17 protein-coding genes and 1 tRNA gene are annotated in these 15,268 nt (G+C 67.9%); 14 read left to right on the top strand and 4 right to left on the bottom strand.

All coding sequences use genetic code 11. The annotated features are described in order from the left end of the window. Positions 1-6 precede the first annotated feature (6 nt). The gene (locus HD841_RS11305) at positions 7-726 is read left to right on the top strand and encodes a lysophospholipid acyltransferase family protein (RefSeq protein ID WP_179509006.1); all 720 of its coding nucleotides are present in this window, start codon (positions 7-9) and stop codon (positions 724-726) included. 7 nt (positions 727-733) lie between these two features. Here HD841_RS11305 and HD841_RS11300 read toward each other — a convergent pair whose 3' ends face one another. Continuing rightward, the gene (locus HD841_RS11300; protein ID WP_179509005.1) at positions 734-1,534 is read right to left on the bottom strand and encodes a MipA/OmpV family protein; all 801 of its coding nucleotides are present in this window, start codon (positions 1,532-1,534) and stop codon (positions 734-736) included. A 168-nt stretch (positions 1,535-1,702) separates the two neighbouring features. Between HD841_RS11300 and HD841_RS11295 the strand changes: the two genes are divergently transcribed. The 10 genes from HD841_RS11295 (at position 1,703) to HD841_RS11250 (ending at position 11,502) form a co-directional block, all read left to right on the top strand. Further along, positions 1,703-2,260 carry a DUF4142 domain-containing protein gene (locus tag HD841_RS11295; RefSeq protein WP_179509004.1) on the top strand — a complete coding sequence of 186 codons (558 nt, stop codon included), beginning with the start codon at positions 1,703-1,705 and terminating at the stop codon, positions 2,258-2,260. Positions 2,261-2,428: 168 nt separating this feature from the next. Continuing rightward, positions 2,429-3,769, top strand: coding sequence for a tRNA (N6-isopentenyl adenosine(37)-C2)-methylthiotransferase MiaB (gene miaB / locus HD841_RS11290; RefSeq protein WP_179509003.1), 1,341 nt, complete (start codon positions 2,429-2,431; stop codon positions 3,767-3,769). A gap of 126 nt (positions 3,770-3,895) precedes the next feature. Then, positions 3,896-4,894, top strand: a complete 999-nt coding sequence (locus HD841_RS11285) for a PhoH family protein (protein WP_179509002.1) — start codon at positions 3,896-3,898, stop codon at positions 4,892-4,894. Between the two features lie 43 nt (positions 4,895-4,937). Beyond that, on the top strand, positions 4,938-5,192 hold the full coding sequence (locus HD841_RS11280; protein ID WP_179509001.1) for a type II toxin-antitoxin system VapB family antitoxin: 255 nt from the start codon (positions 4,938-4,940) through the stop codon (positions 5,190-5,192). After that, positions 5,189-5,584, top strand: coding sequence for a type II toxin-antitoxin system VapC family toxin (locus HD841_RS11275; RefSeq protein ID WP_179509000.1), 396 nt, complete (start codon positions 5,189-5,191; stop codon positions 5,582-5,584). Before HD841_RS11280 ends, HD841_RS11275 begins: the two co-directional genes overlap by 4 nt. Continuing rightward, entirely contained in the window at positions 5,581-6,093 is a 513-nt protein-coding gene (gene ybeY / locus HD841_RS11270) for an rRNA maturation RNase YbeY (protein ID WP_179508999.1), read from the top strand. Before HD841_RS11275 ends, ybeY begins: the two co-directional genes overlap by 4 nt. A gap of 10 nt (positions 6,094-6,103) precedes the next feature. Next, complete coding sequence (locus HD841_RS11265; protein WP_179508998.1) at positions 6,104-7,012, top strand: hemolysin family protein; 909 nt, start codon at positions 6,104-6,106, stop codon at positions 7,010-7,012. A gap of 204 nt (positions 7,013-7,216) precedes the next feature. Continuing rightward, positions 7,217-7,528, top strand: coding sequence for a hypothetical protein (locus tag HD841_RS11260; protein WP_179508997.1), 312 nt, complete (start codon positions 7,217-7,219; stop codon positions 7,526-7,528). Between the two features lie 172 nt (positions 7,529-7,700). Further along, positions 7,701-9,920, top strand: coding sequence for a catalase/peroxidase HPI (gene katG / locus HD841_RS11255; RefSeq protein ID WP_179508996.1), 2,220 nt, complete (start codon positions 7,701-7,703; stop codon positions 9,918-9,920). A 253-nt stretch (positions 9,921-10,173) separates the two neighbouring features. After that, complete coding sequence (locus tag HD841_RS11250; RefSeq protein WP_179508995.1) at positions 10,174-11,502, top strand: PQQ-dependent sugar dehydrogenase; 1,329 nt, start codon at positions 10,174-10,176, stop codon at positions 11,500-11,502. Between the two features lie 127 nt (positions 11,503-11,629). Here HD841_RS11250 and HD841_RS11245 read toward each other — a convergent pair whose 3' ends face one another. Then, on the bottom strand, positions 11,630-11,848 hold the full coding sequence (locus HD841_RS11245; RefSeq protein ID WP_179508994.1) for a hypothetical protein: 219 nt from the start codon (positions 11,846-11,848) through the stop codon (positions 11,630-11,632). Between the two features lie 301 nt (positions 11,849-12,149). Between HD841_RS11245 and HD841_RS11240 the strand changes: the two genes are divergently transcribed. Beyond that, on the top strand, positions 12,150-12,365 hold the full coding sequence (locus tag HD841_RS11240) for a cold-shock protein (RefSeq protein ID WP_037534615.1): 216 nt from the start codon (positions 12,150-12,152) through the stop codon (positions 12,363-12,365). A 294-nt stretch (positions 12,366-12,659) separates the two neighbouring features. Here HD841_RS11240 and HD841_RS11235 read toward each other — a convergent pair. Then, positions 12,660-12,735: transfer RNA gene (locus HD841_RS11235), tRNA-Ala, on the bottom strand. An 84-nt stretch (positions 12,736-12,819) separates the two neighbouring features. After that, positions 12,820-13,140: a TIGR02300 family protein gene (locus tag HD841_RS11230; protein ID WP_179508993.1), complete on the bottom strand. Its 321-nt coding sequence runs from the start codon at positions 13,138-13,140 to the stop codon at positions 12,820-12,822. Positions 13,141-13,261: 121 nt separating this feature from the next. Here HD841_RS11230 and aroA point away from each other — a divergent pair, with 121 nt between their 5' ends. Together aroA and cmk are read left to right on the top strand one after the other, a co-directional pair. Continuing rightward, complete coding sequence (gene aroA / locus HD841_RS11225) at positions 13,262-14,593, top strand: 3-phosphoshikimate 1-carboxyvinyltransferase (RefSeq protein WP_179508992.1); 1,332 nt, start codon at positions 13,262-13,264, stop codon at positions 14,591-14,593. After that, the gene (gene cmk / locus HD841_RS11220) at positions 14,590-15,252 is read left to right on the top strand and encodes a (d)CMP kinase (protein WP_179508991.1); all 663 of its coding nucleotides are present in this window, start codon (positions 14,590-14,592) and stop codon (positions 15,250-15,252) included. Before aroA ends, cmk begins: the two co-directional genes overlap by 4 nt. Positions 15,253-15,268: the final 16 nt, after the last annotated feature.

Raw genomic sequence — 15,268 nt, 5'->3', positions numbered from 1 at the left:
ATCGCGATGATCGGCAACCTCCGCGTCGCCGCGCGCCTGTTCGCGCTCCTCGTCGCCTTGCTCGGCGGCCTCGCCCTGCACGGCCTGTGGCGACTGGTCCGCCGGCCCTCGCCATGGCCGCGCCGCTTCCTCGGCCTGGTCGCGGATATCGTCGGGGCGCGCGTGCGCGTGGTGGGACCGCCGCTGCGCCGCGATGTCGTGTTCCTCAGCAATCATCTCAGCTGGATCGACATCCTCGCCATCGCCGGGGCGACCGGCAGCGCCTTCGTCGCCAAGGGCGAATTGCGCGCCGTGCCGCTGGTCGGCTGGCTGTGCACGCTCAACCGCACGCTGTTCGTCAGCCGCGACGACCGGCTCCAGGTGACCGAGCAGATCGCCCGGTTGCGCGCCGCGATCGGTGCCGGCAGGCCGGTCACCGTCTTTCCCGAAGGCACCACTGGCGACGGCGTGACGCTGCTGCCGTTCAAGGCGGCGCTGCTCGCCGCGCTCGACCCGCCGCCGCCGGGGGTGCGCGTCCAGCCGATCCGGATCGATTATGGCGCGGCGACGCCCGAACTGGCCTGGGTGGGTGACGAGCCGGGCGGCGCGCATGCGCTGCGCGTGCTGCGCCGGCGCGGCACCTTTCCGGTGACGCTGCATCTGTGCCCGCCGTTCGATCCCGCCGCCGCCGGCAACCGCAAGGCGATCGCCGCGCATGCACGGTCGGCGATCGAGGCGGCCGGCTGAGCCTGCCTCAATGCACCCCGGCGCCGAACGTATAGGTCAGCGCCGCGCCCACCGACGGCTGGTTGCGTGACCCGAACGCCCGCACCACCGGCGACCGGCCGGGATCGCTGACCAGCCGGTCGTATTTCGCATAGCCCGACACGCCCCAATGCGGCGTCAGCTGGCGTAGCGCGCCGATCGTGGCGCCGACCGCCTGCACGCCGGCATCCGCCTTGAACGCCGGCAGGCCGGCGAGCGGCGCATCGGCGGCACCGACGCCGAAATAGGCGCGATTGTAGCGCGCGCTCGACAGCGTGAGGCGCGGCCCGATCGAGAACAGCCAGCGGTCGGCATCGCGCGCGATATAATCCGCGCCGACGACGCCGATCAGTCCCTTGTGGCCGCCGATCCCCTGCCGCGCCTCGACGCGCAGCCGCAGCGCGTCGCTCACCGCATATTGCACGAAGCCGCCGAGTTCGAAGGTCGCGCCGACGCTCGGCAGCCGCCCGCCGACATCGCGGCTGCGCCGCCGCCCCTCGAAGCCGATCGCCGGGCCGACCTGGAACCGCGCGCCGCGCAGGATGGGAAAGCCGGCGCTTTCGTCGGGCGCCTCGAAGGCGAAGGGCGTGTCGCCGCGCGTCCGCGACACGTCGACGAACGGTCGCAGCCCCAACGAATCGGACCCCGGATAGCTTGGCACCAATTGCGGCCCCAGCCCCACCCGCGTGCGCCGCGGCGCGTCGGGTGCCGCCTCCTGTGCGGATGCGGGCACGGTCGCCCCGCCGGTCGCGACCAGCAGGGCAAAAGCGAAGCGGGACAGTCTCTCCATGACCCGACCCTACAGGCTTTGCGCGGAATGGCGAGACGGATGCGATGTCCCGATTGCGCCAGCATAGCCGGCCTTCCGTTTGTTTTCGGACAGTTTTCGCCAAGTCTAACGGGCCAAGGAACGGCTTCGACCGGCAGTCGTTGGGCGGCTAGATTCCAGGAGACGACCATGCGCAAGATATTGATTTGCATCAGTTCCATTGCCCTCGCCGCGACATCTGCCGGCGCGATGGCGCAGGATGCCGGCACCATGACCCCGACCCAGGTCGGCGCCACGCCGCTCGCCGGCACGCCGTCGCAGAACTACGTCGCCTGGGCGGCCGACAGCGACATGTACGAGATCCAGTCGAGCAAGCTCGCGCTCAGCAAGGCGAAGAGCCAGGCGACCAAGGATTTCGCGCGCGAGATGATCGCCGATCACATGCAGACGACCAAGGCGCTGATGGCGGCGCTGCCCAAGACCCAGCCCAAGGTCGCCAAGCCGCCCAAGGCGCTGTCGGAGCCGAATGCGGCGAAGATCGCGGCGCTGAAGGCGACGCCGGCCGACGGCTTCGACGCGCTGTACATGCAGCAGCAGGCCGAGGCGCATAAGACCGCCTGGGCGCTCCACAAGGGCTATGCCACCGACGGCCAGGACCCGGCGCTCCGCCAGGTCGCGACCTCGGCGGTGCCGATCATCGAAAAGCATCTCGCCCACGCCCAGGGCGGCGGCGCCGGCGCGATGTAATCCAAATCCTCCCCCGCCAGGGGGAGGGGGACCGTTCGGCGCAAGCTGAATGGTGGAGGGGGGAGGACAGGCGGGAGCTTCGTAACAAGGCTCCAGCCGTCCCCTCCCCCGCCGTGAGGACCAGGAGACGGCTGGCGACCCACGCCCGCATCCTGTATGCGCGCCGCCATGACTTCCGCGGACAAACCCCACGAGCTGCCCAGGACCTTCCACGTCAAGTCGTTCGGCTGCCAGATGAACGTCTATGACGGCGAGCGTATGGCAGAGCTGATGGCGGCGGACGGGATGACCGCGACCGACGATCCCGACGCCGCCGATCTCGTCGTCCTCAACACCTGCCACATCCGCGATCGCGCGACCGAAAAGGTCTATTCGGACATCGGCCGGCTGCGCAAGACCGCGCGGCTGAACGAGCGGAGCGCGCCGATGATCGCGGTCGCCGGCTGCGTCGCCCAGGCCGAGGGCGACGAGATCGTCCGCCGCGCGAAGGTCGATGTCGTGGTCGGCCCGCAGGCCTATCACAATCTGCCCGCGCTGGTGGCGAGCGCCGCCGCGGGCACGCCCAGCCTCGACACGGACATGCCGCTGCTGTCGAAATTCGGCGTTTTACCCGCCCGCCGCCGCGTCGGCCCCTCGGCCTTCCTCACCGTACAAGAAGGCTGCAACAAATTCTGCACCTATTGCGTCGTGCCCTATACGCGCGGTGCGGAGGTCAGCCGGCCGTTCGCGGCGATCGTCGACGAGGCGAAGGCGCTGGTCGATGCCGGCGCGCGCGAGATCACCTTGCTCGGCCAGAACGTCAACGCCTGGGACGACGACGGGCGCGGCCTGCACGACCTGATCCGCGTGCTCGATCGCATCCCCGGCCTTGCCCGCATCCGCTATACCACCAGCCATCCCAACGACATGCGGCAGGGGCTGATCGACGCGCACGGCGATGTCGAGAGCCTGATGCCCTTCCTCCATTTGCCGGTGCAGGCGGGCAGCGACCGCGTGCTCAAGGCGATGAACCGCAGCCACGACACCGCTTCCTATCTGCGCCTGCTCGACCGGGTCCGCGCGGTGCGGCCCGATATCGCGCTGTCGGGCGACTTCATCGTCGGCTTTCCCGGTGAGACCGAAGCCGAGTTCGCCGACACGCTGCGGCTGGTCGATGCGGTCGGCTATGCGCAGGCCTATTCGTTCAAATACAGCCCGCGCCCCGGCACCCCCGCCGCCGACATGGCCGGCGCGATCCCCGATGCGGTGAGGGACGAACGGCTGCAGCGGCTGCAGGCGGCACTCGGCCGCGACCAGCAGGCGTTCAACCAGGCGAGCGTCGGTCGCACCTGCGACGTGCTGATCGAGCGCCGCGGCAAGCTGCCCGGCCAGATGCTCGGCAAGTCGCCGTGGCTGCAATCGGTCCATCTGATGACCGACGCAGCGATCGGCGACATGGTCTCGGTCGACCTGCTGTCCGCCGGCCCGGTGTCGCTGGCGGGCGCCGAGCGGGTGCGCGCGGCGGCCTGATCTCGCGCGCGGACGGGTAGCGACGCCGAAGCGCAGAAAGGTCGCGCGAACCGTGCCTTTCCCGCTTCCCTTTCGCCCGTCCGCATCCCACATTCCCGTCATGCCATCACGGCATGAAAGGACCGCATGAGTCGCAAGCCCGTCCCCGCCCGCTCCGGTGAACGTAGCCGGGCTGAGGTGTTGTTCGACAAGCCCCAATTGCTCGCCACGCTCTTCGGGCAATATGACCAGAATCTCGTCGCGCTCGAAAACCGGCTCGGCGTCTATATCACCGCCCGCGGCAACCGCGTCGGGCTGGAGGGCAGCGCCGAGCATGTCGCGCTCGCCCGCGACGTGCTGCAGGACCTCTACCACCGCCTGCAACGCGGCGAGGAGATCGACACCGGCCTCGTCGATGCCGCGATCGCGATGGCGTCGGAGCCGACGCTCGACGGCATCGTCAGCACCGAACGCGGTGCGATCCCCTCGGTGATGATCCGCACGCGCAAGAAGACGATCGTGCCGCGCACCCCGGCGCAGGCGCATTACATGCGCGAACTGTCGACCAACGACATGATCTTCGCGCTCGGGCCGGCGGGTACCGGCAAGACCTATATCGCGGTCGCGCAGGCGGTGTCGCAGCTCATCACCGGCAGCGTCCAGCGCCTCATCCTGTCGCGCCCCGCGGTCGAGGCGGGCGAGAAGCTCGGCTTCCTGCCCGGCGACATGAAGGAGAAGGTCGATCCGTATCTGCGCCCGCTCTACGACGCGTTGCACGACTGCCTGCCCGCCGAGCAGGTCGAGCGCCGCATCGCGAGCGGCGAGATCGAGATCGCGCCGATCGCCTTCATGCGCGGCCGGACGCTGGCCGATGCCTTCGTCATCCTCGACGAGGCGCAGAACACCACGCCGGCGCAGATGAAGATGTTCCTCACCCGCTTCGGCCAGAACAGCCGGATGGTGATCTGCGGCGACCCCAACCAGACCGACCTGCCCGGCGGCGTCGGTTCGTCCGGTCTTGCCGACGCGACGATGCGACTCGAAGGGGTGGAGGGCATTTCTATGACCCGCTTCACCGCCGCCGACGTCGTCCGTCACCCCATCGTTGGCCGGATCGTCGAGGCATATGAAGGGCCGACCGCTTGACGGTACGGTAAGTCTTATCGCGTGAGGATATACAGGAGGACCTATGACGTCCCTTTATATCAAGAACAGTGATACCGCCGATCTGGCGCGCGAAGTGGCCGACTTGCTGGGGACCAGCAAGTCGGCGGCCGTGCATGACGCCCTGTTGCATCGCAAGCGCGAACTGGAGCAGGCCAAGGCCATGAGCATCCACGCGCGGATGGAGGCTTGGAGACGCGCGCATCCATTGGGCGAGCCAACTGGACTTGTGGCCGACAAAGCATTCTACGACTCGCTGAACGATGAGGATGACGATTGACCCTCTTTGTCGATGCATCGGCGATGGTCGCGATGCTGGTCAAGGAGCCGGATCATCTCGAACTTGAGGCCCGGTTTGGGGCAGCTGACAACCGCCTCTACTCCGCGCTGTCAGCCTGGGAAACGAGCCGCGCGATTGCAGCGATCCGCGCCATCACGATCCTCGCGGCCTACACCGAAGTGGATGCATTCACCGCCGATTTCGATATGCGGCTGGTACCGATCGGCGCGGCAGAAGCCATGATAGCAACCGTGACCTACGACCGCTACGGCAAGGGCCGCCACCCCGCCCGCCTGAACATGGGCGATTGCTTCGCTTACGCCTGTGCCAAGACGCACGACGCCCGCCTGCTCTACAAGGGCGACGATTTCTCCAAGACGGACCTCGCATGATCCATATCGAACTCGCCCGTGAAGAGCCCTGGCCCGCCGACACCGACTGGGATGCGCTCGCCAGCCGTGCCACCCGCGCTGCGATCGAGCGCACGCCCTATGGCGAACTGCTCACCACCGCCGCGACGGTCGAGATCAGCGTGCGCCTGACCGCCGACGAGGAGGTACGCACGCTCAACGCGCAATATCGCCAGAAGGACAAGCCGACCAACGTCCTGTCCTTCCCGATGGTCCAGCCCGACCTGATCGACACGGTCAGCCAGAACAGCGACGACGGCGAACTGCTGCTCGGCGACATCGTCATGGCCCATGGCGTCTGCGAGGCGGAGGCGCGCGACAAGGGCGTCACCGTCGCCGAACATGCCACGCACCTGCTGGTGCACGGCACGCTGCATCTGCTAGGCTACGACCATATGGGGGACGAGGAAGCCGAGGCGATGGAGGATATCGAGCGTCAGGCGCTCGCCTCGCTCGGCATCGCCGACCCCTATCAGATACGAGAGGACTGATACCGCCGCCATGGCAGACGACCGAAGTAGCGCCGGCAACGGCGACCCCAGCGAATCGAACATCTGGCGCGGGCTGAAGACGCTGATCTTCGGCGGCGCGCATGAGGAATCCCTCCGCGAACAGCTCGAGGAGGCGATCGACCGGCACGAGGACGATCCCGGTCCCGACGCCAAGGGCGACCTGACGCCGCTGGAGCGGCAGATGGTGCGCAACCTGCTCCATTTCGGCGAGCGCGACGCGGGCGACGTCGGCGTGCCACGCGCCGACATCGTCGCGGTCGAGGAAGGCACCACCTTCGCGCATCTCGTCCAGATCTTCGCCGAGGCGGGTCACAGCCGCCTGCCGGTCTATCGCGGCGAACTCGATACGATCATCGGCATGGTCCATATCAAGGACGTGTTCGCGATCCTCGCCACCGGCGCCGAGCATCCCGCCGACATCTCCGGACTGATCCGCGAGCCGCTCTACGTGCCGATGTCGCGTGGCGCGCTCGACCTGCTTGCCGATATGCGCGCGAGCCACGTCCATCTCGCCGTCGTGCTCGACGAATATTCGGGTACCGAGGGGCTGGTGACGATCGAGGACCTGATCGAGGAGATCGTCGGCGAGATCGAGGACGAGCATGACGAGGCGCCCGAGGCGCTGCTCGTGCCGATCGACGGCGGCGCCTGGGATGCCGATGCACGCGCCGAACTGGAGGACGCCGCGACCTTGATCGACCCGCGACTGGGCGAGACCGATCACGACGTCGATACCTTGGGCGGGCTCGCCGCGGTGCTGGCCGGGCATGTGCCGACGGTCGGCGAATGCGTCGATCACCCCAGCGGGTGGAAGCTCGAAGTCCTCGACGCCGACGAACGCCGCATCCACCGCCTGCGCCTGCATCCACCGGTGACGCACGAGGTCGAGGAGGACTGAGCACCCGCTCAGCCCCCGTTCAGCCGCGATGGCGATCATCGCGGCCTAACGGATGGGAGGTGAGCCATGCAGCCCTTTTCGAACGATCCGCGGACGCCCCACCCCACCCTCACCCCTTCGGCGCGACGCGCCTTTTTCCCTCTCCCATTGGGAGAGGGAAAAGACGGCGCAGCCGTCGCCAGGGTGAGGGTCGGTCGGATCGCTATGCTGTGGATCGCCGCGCTGGCCCCTACCCCCGCCCTCGCGCAGGCCTGGACGACGATCAACGCGACCCCGCCCGCGTCGGCTGCCTATCAGGTCACCAAGAATGACGATGACATTCGCGCCGGACGCAGGTCGGGCCAGCTTTCCAAAGCCGAAGCCCGCGCTCTGCGCCGCGAAAACGCCCGCGTCGGTGCTTTGGCCGTAACCTATTCCAAGGACGGTACGACCGACTCCGAAGCCGCCTTCAGCCAAGCCGCAGCCGAAGCCACCCACAGCCTCATTGTCGCCAAGCGAACACAAGGCATGAAATAGCGTCGTCCGACCGGCCGGCGGAAAAGTCGCCGGTAATCGCCCAAAGCGATCACCGCCTTCGCGAATTCGCGTTTTCCCGATCAGTTCCGCTGCGATACCAATACGGCATCTTATTGGCGCACCACGATCATTCCGGTGCGCCCGCAGCAGATTCGATCGAGGAGAGAATGTCATGGACGCCATTACCGAAGGCAGCCCGATCAACGACCCGAAGAAACAGGCCGCCGCCAAGCGCCGCCTGCTCGGCCGCACCGCCAAGGATTGGTGGCCCGAAGCCCTGTCGATCGACATCCTCCACCAGAAGGGCGTCAGCGGCAATCCGATGGGCGACGACTTCGACTATCGCTCGGAGTTCCTCAGCCTCGACTATGATCAGCTCAAGGCGGATCTCACCGCGCTGATGACCGACAGCCAGCCGTGGTGGCCGGCCGATTACGGGCATTACGGCCCGTTCTTCATCCGCATGGCCTGGCACAGCGCCGGCACCTATCGCACCGGCGACGGTCGCGGCGGCTCATCCGCGGGGCAGCAGCGGTTCGCGCCGCTCAACTCGTGGCCGGACAACGGCAATCTTGACAAGGCGCGTCGCCTGCTCTGGCCGATCAAGCAGAAATACGGTCGTCAGCTGAGCTGGGCCGACCTGTTCATCCTCGCCGGCAACGTCGCAATCGAATCGATGGGCGGCCCGACCTTCGGCTTCTCCGGCGGCCGCGAGGACGTGTTCGAGCCCGAGAAGGACGTCTATTGGGGCACCGAGGAGGAATGGCTCGGCCAGACCCGCATCGACGAAGAAGCCGGCCTGGCGCTGGAAAGCCCGCTCGCCGCGATCCAGCACGGCCTCATCTACGTCAACCCGGAAGGCCCGGGCGGTTGCCCGCATCCGCAGGGCTCGGCGCGCGACATGAAGGAAACCTTCGCGCGCATGGGGATGAACGACGAGGAAACCGTCGCGCTCACCGCCGGTGGCCATACCTTCGGCAAGGCCCATGGCGCGGGTGATCCCAAGCACGTCGGCAAGGAGCCCGAAGGCTCCGACATCGCCGCGCAGGGCCTCGGCTGGGCGTCGACGCACGAGAGCGGCATGGGCGACCATACCATCACCTCGGGCATTGAGGGTGCATGGACGCCGACGCCGACGACCTGGGACATGAGCTACTTCGACATGCTCTTCGACCACGAGTACGAGCTGGTGAAGAGTCCGGCGGGCGCGCACCAGTGGCAGCCCGTCGGCAATCCCGACGAGACGCTGGCGCCGGCGGCGCATACCGCGGGCAAGCGCGTCCCGACGATGATGACCACCGCCGACATGGCGCTGAAGATCGACCCGGCCTACAATGCGATCTGCCAGAAATTCCGTGCCGACCCGGACTATTTCGCCGATGCCTGGGCGCGCGCCTGGTACAAGCTGACGCACCGCGACATGGGGCCGAAGATCCGCCTGATCGGTCCGGAGGTGCCGCAGGAAGAGCTGATCTGGCAGGACCCGATCCCGCTCGCCGACTATCCGCAGATCGAGGGCAGCGATATCGCCGAGCTGAAGACGGCGATCGCCGACTCCGGCCTGTCGATCGAAGAGCTGGTCACCACCGCCTGGGCCTCGGCCTCGACGTGGCGCGGCTCGGACCATCGCGGCGGTGCCAACGGTGCGCGCATTCGCCTCGCCCCGCAGAAGGACTGGGAGGTCAACCAGCCCGAGCAGCTCGCCCGCGTCCTCTCGGTCTACGAGCGGATCAAGGCGGAGTTCGACGGCAAGGGTGCCAAGAAGGTCTCGATCGCCGATCTGATCGTGCTCGGCGGCTCGGTCGGGATCGAGGCGGCGGCGAAGGCGGCCGGTCACGCGGTCGACGTGCCGTTCACCCCCGGCCGTACCGACGCCTCGGCCGAACAGACCGATGCCGAGGGTTTCGACGTGCTCGAACCGCGTGCCGATGGCTTCCGCAACTATCTGCAGGTGCAGTTCAACGTGCCGACCGAGGAGCTGATGGTCGACCGCGCGCAGCTGCTCGGCCTGTCGGCCCCGGAGATGACGGTGCTCGTCGGCGGCCTGCGCGTGCTCGGTGCCAACCATGCCAAGGCGAAACAGCATGGCGTGTTCACCGACCGACCGGGACAGCTGACCAACGACTTCTTCGTCAACCTGCTCGACATGGGCACGGCGTGGAAGCAGATCAGCGACGAGAGCGACGAGGAGTTCGTCGGCACCGACCGCCACACGCACGAGCAGAAATGGACCGCCTCGCGCACCGACCTGGTGTTCGGCTCCAACTCGCAGCTGCGGGCGCTGGCCGAGGTGTACGCCGCATCCGATGGTCAGGCGATGTTCGTCGAACAGTTCGTCCAGACCTGGACCAAGGTGATGAACGCCGACCGCTACGACCTGCTGCCGGGCTGAGGCCATCGACGTGCTCCCGCGCAAGCGGGAGCACGTCAGGCTCTCTCATGAGAGAGATCGAAACGGTCTACCAAGCCACCCGTCACCCCGGACTTGTTCCGGGGTCCACCGTTCAGCAAGCACGCGGCCGGAGCCTCTAACCCTTCTCCCCGCCGCGGGGTGGCCCCCGGAAGCAGTCCGGGGTGACGGATAGGTTGGGGAACCCCGCACCTTTCCCCTTCCTTGGCGCCCCCCGCCCCCCTATCGTGGCGTCATGCTCAAGCACGTCCTGCGCGTCGCCGCGCTCCTTGTCGTGATCGCCGTGGCCGCGGTCATCTATTTCGCCTGGCCCGACACCGCGCAGGTGCCGTTCGACCGGGTCACCGGCAAGCGGCCGCAGATCGCCGCGCCGCGCGAACAGGTGCTGCCCACCGTCAAGGTCGCCGATGTCGTCGGCTGGCAGGGGAACGAGACCCCCACCCCCGCCGCGGGCCTCACCGTCAAGGCGTTCGCGCGGACCCTCGATCATCCGCGCTGGCTCTATCGCCTGCCCAATGGCGATGTGTTGGTCGCCGAGACGAATTCGCCGCCGCGCAAGGGCGGGGGTATCCAGGGCTGGGTGATGGGTCTGCTGCTCGGCAAGGCGGGCGCCGGCGTGCCCTCGGCCAACCGCATCACGCTGCTGCGCGACGCGGACGGCGACGGCGTCGCCGAACAGCGCCACGTCTTCATGACCGGGCTCAACTCGCCGACCGGCATGGCGCTGCTCGACGGGCAGCTCTACGTCGCCAATACCGACTCGGTGGTGCGGGTGCCGTATAGCGAGGACGCGACGCAGATCACGGCCAAGCCCGAACTCGTCGTCCGGCTCAACGGCGGCGGCAACCATTGGGCGCGCACCCTGGTCGCCGCACCCGATGGCCGCCGCCTCTTCGTCGGCGTCGGCTCGTCGTCCAACATCGCCGAAAACGGGCTGGAGGCGGAGAAATATCGCGCCAACATCCTCGAGGTCTATCCCAAGGAAAAGACCTTCCGCATCTACGCCTCCGGCCTGCGCAATCCGCAGGGCATGGCGATCAGCCCGTTCAACCAGCAGTTGTGGACGGTGGTCAACGAGCGCGACATGCTCGGCTCCGACCTCGCCCCCGATTACCTTACGCAGGTCGAGCTGGGCGACCAGTTCGGCTGGCCGTGGTTCTACTGGGGCGGCTATCCCGATAAGCGCGTCGAGCCGGCGCGGCCTGAACTCCAGCAATATTCGAAGCGCCCCGACTATGCGCTCGGGCCGCACGTGGCGGCGCTGGGCCTGACCTTCGCGGGCGACGTCAAGCTCGGCGACCGTTTCGCGCAAGGCGCGTTCATCGGCGAACATGGCTCGTGGAACCGCAAGCCGGTGTCCGGGTACAAGGTGGTGTTCGTCCCCTTCGCGGCGCGCGGCTTCCCGTCGGACGGCGCCAAGCCGATCGACGTGCTGAGCGGCTTCCTCAACGCCGATGGCAAGGCGCGCGGCCGGCCGGTCGGCGTGATCGGCGACCGCACCGGCGCGCTGCTGGTCGCAGACGACGTCGGCAACACGATCTGGCGCGTGGCTCCGGCGAAATAAGCTCGCGGGACGGCAGCTCCGGGGGTTTCAGGACATAGTCGCGCCCGTCCCGTCACCCTGATTCGGGGCGACGGGCGGGAGGAAGACGCACTCTTGATCTGATCGGCGGCGACGGACGCCGTCGCCTTCAGGCGGTCCGCAACCGCAGCGGCGTGCGCTCTACCGCGCCGTTCAGCACCTTGCGGCCGAACACCCGGTTCATCGTCGCGGCGCCGTCAGCGTTGGTCAGCACGACGCGCGTGCCCCCCGAGGCGAGCGTCTCGATCGCGCTGATCGTCACCTTGTGCTTGCGGCACAGGGCCTCGACATCGGGCTTGGCGGCGTTGACGTTGATGGCACGCGACATGCGGGTCTCCCATAGGCAGCGGGAGCGCATATCATCTCTCAGTCGGGCCATGCGCGAATGGAGCGGCCCGATGGCCTCCAGATGGACCCTGCCGCGGTGCAGCGCAAGTCTTCCCGCGATGGCCCCCTCGCGGGCCGCCCCTTGCCGAACCGCCCCGGATGCGCCATATGACTCCTGCTAGAGTCGCACATCGACGGTCTACGGCGTGCTTTGCGGCTCCCTCTTCCTTCCTTCCCTGCTTCGCCCGCGATCAGGCGCGTCGGTAATCGTACCGTTGCGCCGCAAGTAGAAAGGATCTGCCATGAGCAGCATCACCGGCACCGTAAAGTTCTTCAACGCCGACAAGGGCTATGGCTTCGTCGCACCCGACACGGGCGGCGCCGATGCGTTCGTCCACATCACGGCGGTGGAGCGCGCCGGCATGGCGACGCTGAACCAGAACCAGCGCATCAGCTACGACCTGGAGCAGGACCGCCGCGGCAAGACCTCGGCCGTCAACCTTCAGCCGGTCGACTGATCGGTTTCGGACGGGGCGGATCACACCGCCCTGCCCGACCTGGACGCAAAAGCCCGCGGGAAACCGCGGGCTTTTTTGTGCGTGCAACGCCTGCGCAGCGGGTGGAGCCGGCATGCGCTCCCGATAGTCTCTCAAAAGAAGCAACGGTCGCCTAGGCGAGCAAAGTGCCGCCGGTCACCGGCGCCTGGACATACCGCACAAACACAAACGGCGCCCGTCACCGCAGTGACAGCCGCCAGATCAAAGCCAATGCTTTTGGAGAATTGCCGCCTCATTCGGCGGATCGGAACGGAATGGTGGAGCCGAGGGGGATCGAACCCCTGACCTCTGCAATGCCATTGCAGCGCTCTCCCAGCTGAGCTACGGCCCCATTCGTTCCGGGAGGCGCCCCACTAGCGGGGGCACCGGGGCATGGCAAGCGCTGAATCGATGCTTGCCATGCCTTTTTTTCAAATCAATGTTCGTCTTCGTCGTTCGGCGCTTCCACGCCCAGGTCGTCGTCGCCGCCGAGATCGACCTCGTCATCGGCCGAGGGCTCTTCCTCTTCGCCCAGCGCTTCCAGATCCTCGTCCTCACCTTCCAGGTCGCGATCGGCTTCCTTGGTGTCGGGCTTGACCTGCTCGAACGGCAGCGGCTGCTTGGACTTCAGGATCGGCTCCGGATTCCACGTCGAACCGCAGTTGATGCAGGTGACGGGATCGTCCTTCTCGAGGTCGTAGAAGCGCGTCGCGCATTTCGGGCACGTACGCTTCGTGCCCCATTCCGGCTTGATCATGCCGCGGTGTGCCTTTCGGAATTGGGTGTAGCAGGCAAAGGTTGCCCCCGCCTGTGGTTTGGGCCCGTGAGATGGAGCGCGCCTTGCCATAGCGCAAGGTGGCTGTCAAAGCCCTGTCCCTATGGCGCACTCTCATCCCCAGGAACTGAGCGTGGCCCCGCGCGGGCCCCTCACCGGCACCCTCAAGGTCCCCGGCGATAAGTCGATCAGCCACCGCGCGCTGATGTTCTCGGCGCTCGCGGTCGGCACCAGCCGGATCACCGGCCTGCTGGAGGGCGAGGACGTGCTCGCCACCGCGGCGGCGCTGCGCGCGATGGGCGCGACGATCGAGCGCACCGGCGAAGGTGCCTGGCAGGTCGACGGCGTCGGTGTCGGCGGCCTGCGGCAACCCGCGACCGCGCTGGAGATGGGCAACAGCGGCACCTCGACGCGGCTGCTGATGGGCCTCGTCGCCAGCCATCCGATCACCGCGACCTTCACCGGCGACGCCTCGCTGTCGGGCCGGCCGATGGGCCGTGTCATCGAACCGCTGTCGCAGATGGGCGCGAGCGTCACCGCCAGCCCCGGCGGCACGCTGCCGCTGATGCTACGCGGCCTGTGCCCGGCGGTGCCGATCACCTATACGCTTCCCGTCGCCTCGGCGCAGGTCAAGTCGGCGGTGCTGCTCGCCGGGCTCAACACGCCCGGCATCACCCGCGTCGTCGAGCCGGTGGCGACGCGCGACCATAGCGAGCGGATGTTGCGCGGCTTCGGCGCCGAACTCACCATCGAGGGCGACGCCGCCGGCCGCGTCATCGCGATCCGCGGCGAGGCCGAACTGAAGCCGCAGACGATCACCGTCCCCGGCGACCCCTCCTCGGCCGCCTTCTGGCTGGTCGCCGCGTCGATCGTCCCCGGCTCCGATCTCGTCATCCGCAACGTCGGACTCAACCCCACCCGCACCGGGCTGATCGCGGCACTGCGACTGATGGGCGCGGACATCACCGAGCTCGACCGGCGCGAGGTCGGCGGCGAGCCGGTCGCCGACCTGCGCGTCTGCCACGCCCTCCTCACCGCGATCGACGTGCCGCCCGATCTCGCGCCGAGCATGATCGACGAATATCCCGTGTTGTTCGTCGCCGCGGCCTTCGCCAAGGGCCGTACCGTCGCACGCGGCGCGCACGAGCTGCGCGTCAAGGAATCCGACCGGATCGACGCGATGAAGGCGGCGCTCGAGGCGTGCGGCGTGCCCTGCGAGGAGTTCGAGGACGGGCTCGCGATCACCGGCACCGGTGGCGACGCCATTCCGGGCGGCGGCCGCGTCGCCTCGCGGCTCGACCACCGGATCGCGATGAGCATGACGGTCGCCGGCCTGCATGCGGCACGTCCTGTCACGATTGACGATGTCGCACCGGTGGCGACCAGCTATCCTGTCTTCTATAAGACACTTGACGAAGTGTCGGAGGAAGCATGATCATCGCAGTGGACGGCCCAGCAGCGTCGGGCAAAGGCACCATCGCCAAGGCGCTCGCGCAGCATTACGGCCTTCCCCACCTCGATACCGGCCTGCTCTACCGCGCGGTGGCGTTCAACGTGCAGCGGATGCAGCTCAACCCCGCCAAGGAAGCGGATGCGGTCGCGGCGTGCGATTTCGACGAGGGCATGCTCGACGATCCCGCGCTGCGCACCGACGACATCGGTCAGCTCGCCTCGATCGTTTCGGTGCACCCGCTGGTGCGCGCCTCGCTGCTGCAGCGCCAGAAGCGCTTCGCCCGCCAGCCCGGCGGTGCGGTGCTCGACGGCCGCGACATCGGCACGGTCATCGCGCCAGATGCCGATGCCAAATTGTTCGTCAAGGCGACCCCGCACATCCGCGCCCAGCGCCGCCACAAGGAATTGCTGGCCAAGGGGTTCGAGGTCACCTTCACCAAGGTGTTGATGGACATCCGTGCACGCGACAGCCGCGACAGCGCCCGCTCGACCGCGCCGCTCAGCATGGCGGCCGATGCGGCGCTGCTCGACACCAGCCAGATGACGATCGAGGCGAGCATCGCCCGCGCGATCGCGCTGGTCGAGGCCCGCAACGCCACCCGCGCTCGTCAGCGCGCCGGCGCCGGCGCCGGCCCGGCCTGACGACGGAGCTTAGCGA

Source organism: Sphingomonas melonis (assembly GCF_013409985.1).
GTDB lineage: Bacteria > Pseudomonadota > Alphaproteobacteria > Sphingomonadales > Sphingomonadaceae > Sphingomonas > Sphingomonas melonis_A.
This window is presented reverse-complemented; position numbering and strand designations above follow the sequence as displayed.